Raw genomic sequence first — 5,383 nt, forward strand, 5'->3', positions numbered from 1 at the left:
GGCGGGCACGCCCGCGGCGCAGGTCGTGGGCGGCGCGCCGGCACCGGGCGGCGGTGTCGTGGGCGCCCCGGCACCGGGCGGCGGTGTCGTGGGCGCCCGCCGCGGCGGCCCGGCGCTCGGCGGCGAGGAGCGCGTGATGGGCCTGCCGCGCCGTGTCGTACGCCAGGTCGGGCGAGTTGAGGATCACCAGGAGCCGGTAGTGGTGGACGAGCAGGTCGGCCTGGTCCGCGGGCAGCGTGCCGACCCAGTCGATGGCGCGCCGGTGCCGGGCGATCCGCTGGCTGCGCGGCAACTGGGCGTGGGCGACCTCGCGGAGGAGCGGCTGCCGGATGGCGTACTCCGGCGCGCCGGAGCGGTCCGACGGCCGCCGCACGAGGAAGTCCTTGCGCTCCAGGGCGCGCAGGGCCTCGGCGGTCTCCTCGGTCGTGCGGGCGGAGACGGCGGCCACGCCCTCGGCCCGGAACCCGCTCTCCGGGAAGGTCGTGGCGTCCCGCAGGACGGCCCGTTCGGGGAGCGGGAGCGTGTCGATCCGGGCGGCGACGAGGGCGCGCAGCGGCCCGGGGACGGGCGCGCCGTCGTAGGCGCCGGCGGAGGCGTCGCCGGTGTCGCCGCGCACGGCCCGCGCGTACTCCTCGGCGTGCCGCGGGTTGCCGCCGACCAGCGTGAGCAGCACGGGGTCGGCGGGCCGGGGCAGGAGCGCGCGGACCTCGTCGTCGGACAGCGGGTCCAGCGTGAGCGTGGTGACGTCGCGCTTGCCGCATCCCCAGCCCGTCCTGCGCTGCCGCAGCTCGGGCCTCGCCGTCGCCACGATGAGGACCGGCACCCGGGCGAGCTGCTCGGTCAGGTCCTCGACCTGGTCCAGCAGGACCGTGTCGGCGCGGTGCAGGTCCTCCAGGACGATCGTCAGGGGGCCGTCCAGTGCGAGGTCGGCGACGTGCCGGCGCCAGGCGGCGGCTCCGGCCTCGGGGGGAAGGCGCTCGATCAGCCGGGCCGCCTCGGCGCCGTCCGGCCGCGACCGCACCGCGTCGGCGAGCGGGGCGAGGACCCCGCCCGCGTACGGCGGGGTGCGGCCGACGAGCACGGGGCCGGGGAGGTCCGCGGCGAACTCGGCCATGAGGCGGCTCTTGCCGATGCCGGGCTCGCCGAGGACGGTGACCAGGTGCGGGCGCTGCCGGCGGCGCACGTCGCCGAGCAGGCCGCGGAGGATCTCCAGGTCCCGGTCCCGGCCGACCAGCGGCCCGGTGCGCGCCGGGCCGGGCGTCCACGGCAGCGGTCCGTGTCCGGGCTCGACGGGCACGCCGCCGGAGGGCGACCCCGGCGGCGCGGGCCGTCGCGGGGCAGGCCCGGATCCCGCCGGGCGGCGCGTAGGCCAGCAGCCGCTCGGCGGAGTGCGGGACCGTTCCGGCCAGCTGCGCGGGGGAGGGGTCGTGCTCGTCCCGGTAGGTCGCGAGGACGTCGCCGGTGGCGACGGCGATCCGGACGTCGAGGAACTCCGCGACACGGTCGGCGACCCGCGCGCGGACGGCGCGGGCCGTGCGGACGGCGCGCTCCGGGTCGTCCTCGTGCGAGCGCGGGAAGCCGAACAGCACGGGGCGGACCGAGCCGAGCGTCTCGCGCACGACCCCGCCGAAGCGGCGGGCCTCATCGGCGATGACCCGGGCGAGGTCGTCGAGGGTCTCGTCGACGCATTCGGACGAGCCGTGCACCACGTCCACGCGGGTGCGGACCAGCAGGACGCTGGCCCGCTTGCGCTCGGAGACGGGACGCTCGGTCTCCCCGGCGCGGCCGTCGCCGGGCAGCCGGTCGCGTCCGTCGGCGGCCTTTCCGCAGGGCGTCCTTGACGGCGGCGCGGTCGCGGGGCGGTCCGCTGTGCTTTCCGAATCCGCCGTGCTCTCCGGATGCGCCGCGCTCTCCGGACCTGCCGCGCTGGGAGCCGTGCCTTCCGGGACGGGGCCGCCCGCCCTGCCGGGGGCCGTCGTGAGGGCGAGGCGCGGGTCCTGGTTCAGGATGTCGCGTTCCAGCCGCTTGAGCTCGGGGCCCGGGTCCAGCCCGAAGCCGTCCCGCAGGACGTCGCGGAGGTCCTGGTAGACCGCCAGCGCCTCGCGCTGGCGGCCGCCCCGGTAGAGCGCCAACATCAGCAGGCCGCACAGCCGCTCGCGCGCGGGCTCCTCGTCGACCAGCGACGTCATCTCGCCGATCAGCTCGTGGTGGCGGCCGAGGGCGAGTTCGGCCTCGAGGCAGTCCTCCAGCGCGGCGAGCCGCGCCTCCTCCAGCGCCGTCAGCTCGGGCCACGCGGTGACGGAGTCGATGACGTCGGCCAGCGCGGGGCCGCGCCACAGCGCGAGGGCCTCGCGCAGGCGCCGGGCCGCGGGCTCCCACGCCTCCGCGCGGAAGTCGGCGCGGCCCCGTTCCACCAGCGCGCGGAAACGGGTGGCGTCGATGAGGCCGGGGTCGAGGCGGAGCAGGTATCCGGGCGAGGCGGTCTCCAGCGCGCAGGAGCCGTCGGCGGGGAGCGCGCGGCGCACTCCGGCGACGGCGTTCTGCACCATCTTGCGCGCGGTGGGGGGCACGGGATCGTGCCAGAGGGCGCGGATGAGGTCGCCGGTGGACACCACGGTCCCGGCGTGCAGGAGCAGGTAGCCCAGGACCGCGCGCTGGTTGACCCCTCCGAGCGGGACGGGCCGGCCGTCCCGCACCACCTCCAGCGGACCGAGCAGGCTGAATCGCAAGGGGGTCCCCCTGTCGACCGTCTCGTCTTGGCGGGTATTTCATACTAATTCTATCGAAATTAGCTGCAATGGGAAGCGCTCAACCCGCGAGGCCGAAGTAGGCCGCGTAACACTCCAGCTGGTGATCGAGCGTGTGGAACCCGTGATGGACCGTGCGCCCGAGCGCGGCCGCGGCCCGCAGCAGCGGCGTCTCGGCGGGGCTCATGACGATGTCGGCGACCACGCCGCCCCGCGGCACCAGGGCGGGGTCGAACGGCAGCGGGTCGCCCGCGCGCATCCCAAGGGGCGTGGCGTTGACGGCGATGTCCGCGTCCTCGACCCGGGGGACGGCCGAGCCGGACGCGCGGCCCGGCCAGCGTGCGGCGAGGCGGGCGAGCAGCGCGCCGAGGCGCCGGGCGTCGGTGTCGCAGACCGACAGGCGGGCCGTCCCGCTCTCCAGCAGCGCCGCCGCCAGCGCGGTGCCCGCTCCGCCCGCGCCGACCAGCGCGACGCGCCGGCCCTCCGGGTCGTGGCCGCACGCGCGCAGCCCGCGGACGAAGCCGACGCCGTCGAAGTTGTCGGCGCGCCAGCGGCCGTCCGGCTCGCGGCGCAGGGCGTTCGCGCTGCCGGTGAACGCGGCCGCCGGGGCCAGCGCGTCGGCGTACCGGCAGATCTCGATCTTGTGCGGCACGGTGACCAGCAGGCCGTCCAGGTTGCCGACGCGCCGCAGCCCGCCCACCACCGGGGCGAGGTCCGCCGGCCGGACGTGCACCGGGACCAGCACCGCGTCCCGGCCGAGGCGCTCCAGCAGCGGGTTGACCAGTGCCGGGGCCCGCACCTGCTCGACCGGGTCGCCGAGGACGGCCAGCAGCCGGGTCGTGCCGGTGATGCGCCCCATGTCAGTCCTCTCCGGCCGGCATCTCCGCGAGCGCGGCGGCGGCCTCGGACTCCGGCACCCCCGTCACCAGCTCGGCCCCGCGCGGGCCGTCCAGCACGAACGCGAGCCCGTCCGCGGCCTTCTTGTCCAGCCGCATCAGGCGCAGGAGCGCGCCCCGGTCGGCGTCCGCGGGCAGGCCGGCCGGGAGCCCGAAGGCCGCGACGACGGCCTGGTGCTCGGCGACGCGGGCCGGGCCGATCCGGCCGAGCCGGCCGGCGAGCCGCCCCGCGTAGACCGTGCCGATCGCGACCGCCTCCCCGTGCCGCAGCCGGTAGCCGGTGGCGCGTTCGAGCGCGTGGCCGAGAGTGTGCCCGTAGTTGAGGACGTGCCGCCGCCCCGCGTCGCGCTCGTCGGCGGCCACGACCGACGCCTTGAGCGCCACGCTCGCCGCGATCTGCTCGTCCACCGGGCGCCCGTGCAGCCCGGGCGCGCCGATGAAGTGGCAGCGCGCGATCTCCCCGTACCCGTTGATCCACTCGCGGCGGGGGAGGGTCGCGAGGTAGTCGGTGTCGCAGAGGACCGCGCGCGGCTGCCAGTACGTCCCGACGAGGTTCTTGCCGTGCGGCAGGTTCACCGCCGTCTTGCCGCCGACGCTCGCGTCCACCTGCGCCAGCAGCGAGGTCGGCAGGTGCACGACGGGGACGCCCCGGTGGTAGAGCGCCGCCGCGAGGCCCACCAGGTCGGTGACGGTGCCGCCGCCGCACGACACGACCGCGTCCGCGCGAGTCAGCCCGAGATCGGCGAAGCGCCGGCACAGCTCCTCCACCTGCGACAGCGTCTTGTGGGTCTCGCCGTCGCGCACGGGGACCACCGTGGACGGCACCCCGGGATCGGGCGTCCACTCCTCCGGCCTGGCGGAGACGACCACGGCCCGCCGCGCCCCGATCCGCGCGATGACGCCGGGGAGCGCGGCGCGCACCCCCGCCCCGATGCGCACCTGGTACGAACGCTCGCCCAGCGCCACGTCCACGCACCGTGACGCCGTGGCCGGCCCCTCATCCCGTCCGGTCACTCCGGGCCTCCTCCCGCTCCGCCAGCAGCAGCGCTCCGTGCAGGGACGACAGCGCGCCCAGCGCCGCGGGCCGCACCGACGGCGGCGCGTGCCCCGGACGGGCGTATCCCGCGACGCGCTCGGCGACCGCCTCGGTGAAGCCGGGCAGCCCCGCGGTGACGCCGCCGCCGATCACGGCGATCTCGGGACGCAGGAGCTCGCCGAGGCCGGTGACGGCGGCCGCGAGCGCGTCCCAGGCCGGCTCCAGCGCGGCCGCCGCCCACCGCGCCCCGTCCGCCAGCCCGTCGCGGAGCCCGGAGAACGGGACGGGCGAGCCCCGCAGCCGGGCCGCCCGCCGGAGGATCGCGGGACCGGAGGCGGCGGCCTGGACGCAGCCGAACCGGCCGCAGTCGCAGCGCTCGTCCCGCGCCGACCGGTCGACGACGAGGTGGCCGGCCTCGCAGCCGTGCAGCGGCCGGCCGTCCAGCACGGCGCCACCGCCGACGCCCGTGCCGACCCCGAGGTACACCGCGCTCCGCGCCCCCGCCCGCTCGGCCTCCGCGAGCGCCGCCACGTCGCCGTCGTCGGCCCAGCGCACGGCGGCGCCGGGGAACAGGGCGCGCAGCCGCGCCCCCACGTCGAGGCCGGTCCAGGCAGGGCGGCCGGGCCAGGCCGTGACGCGCCCGGCGGGGTCGACGGCGGCGGGCAGCGCGACCCCGACCGCCGAGATCGGCGGGTCCGCTCTGG

5 protein-coding genes and 1 pseudogene are annotated in these 5,383 nt (G+C 77.9%); 1 reads left to right on the top strand and 5 read right to left on the bottom strand.

What is annotated here, in order from left to right; translation table 11 throughout:
• Positions 1-1,297: AAA family ATPase (locus tag F9B16_RS49005; RefSeq protein WP_192809386.1), on the bottom strand; the 1,297-nt coding region annotated here is incomplete at its 3' end.
• A gap of 130 nt (positions 1,298-1,427) precedes the next feature.
• On the opposite strand from F9B16_RS49005, the gene F9B16_RS52005 reads away from it, so the two are divergent.
• Complete coding sequence (locus F9B16_RS52005) at positions 1,428-1,841, top strand: hypothetical protein (RefSeq protein WP_192809387.1); 414 nt, start codon at positions 1,428-1,430, stop codon at positions 1,839-1,841.
• A gap of 222 nt (positions 1,842-2,063) precedes the next feature.
• Here F9B16_RS52005 and F9B16_RS54320 read toward each other — a convergent pair.
• From F9B16_RS54320 to F9B16_RS49025, 4 genes and pseudogenes are all read right to left on the bottom strand, one after another.
• Positions 2,064-2,549 (bottom strand): annotated as a pseudogene (locus F9B16_RS54320) (AfsR/SARP family transcriptional regulator); the annotation flags it as partial.
• Positions 2,550-2,808: 259 nt separating this feature from the next.
• Positions 2,809-3,606 carry a shikimate dehydrogenase family protein gene (locus tag F9B16_RS49015; protein WP_151547116.1) on the bottom strand — a complete coding sequence of 266 codons (798 nt, stop codon included), beginning with the start codon at positions 3,604-3,606 and terminating at the stop codon, positions 2,809-2,811.
• Between the two features lies 1 nt (position 3,607).
• Positions 3,608-4,657 carry a 3-dehydroquinate synthase family protein gene (locus tag F9B16_RS49020; RefSeq protein ID WP_151547117.1) on the bottom strand — a complete coding sequence of 350 codons (1,050 nt, stop codon included), beginning with the start codon at positions 4,655-4,657 and terminating at the stop codon, positions 3,608-3,610.
• A partial coding sequence (locus tag F9B16_RS49025) for an ROK family protein (RefSeq protein ID WP_151547118.1) occupies positions 4,641-5,383 on the bottom strand: 743 nt, incomplete at its 5' end. The genes F9B16_RS49025 and F9B16_RS49020, both read right to left, overlap by 17 nt.

The sequence above is a fragment of the Actinomadura montaniterrae genome, from assembly GCF_008923365.1.
Taxonomy (GTDB): domain Bacteria; phylum Actinomycetota; class Actinomycetes; order Streptosporangiales; family Streptosporangiaceae; genus Spirillospora; species Spirillospora montaniterrae.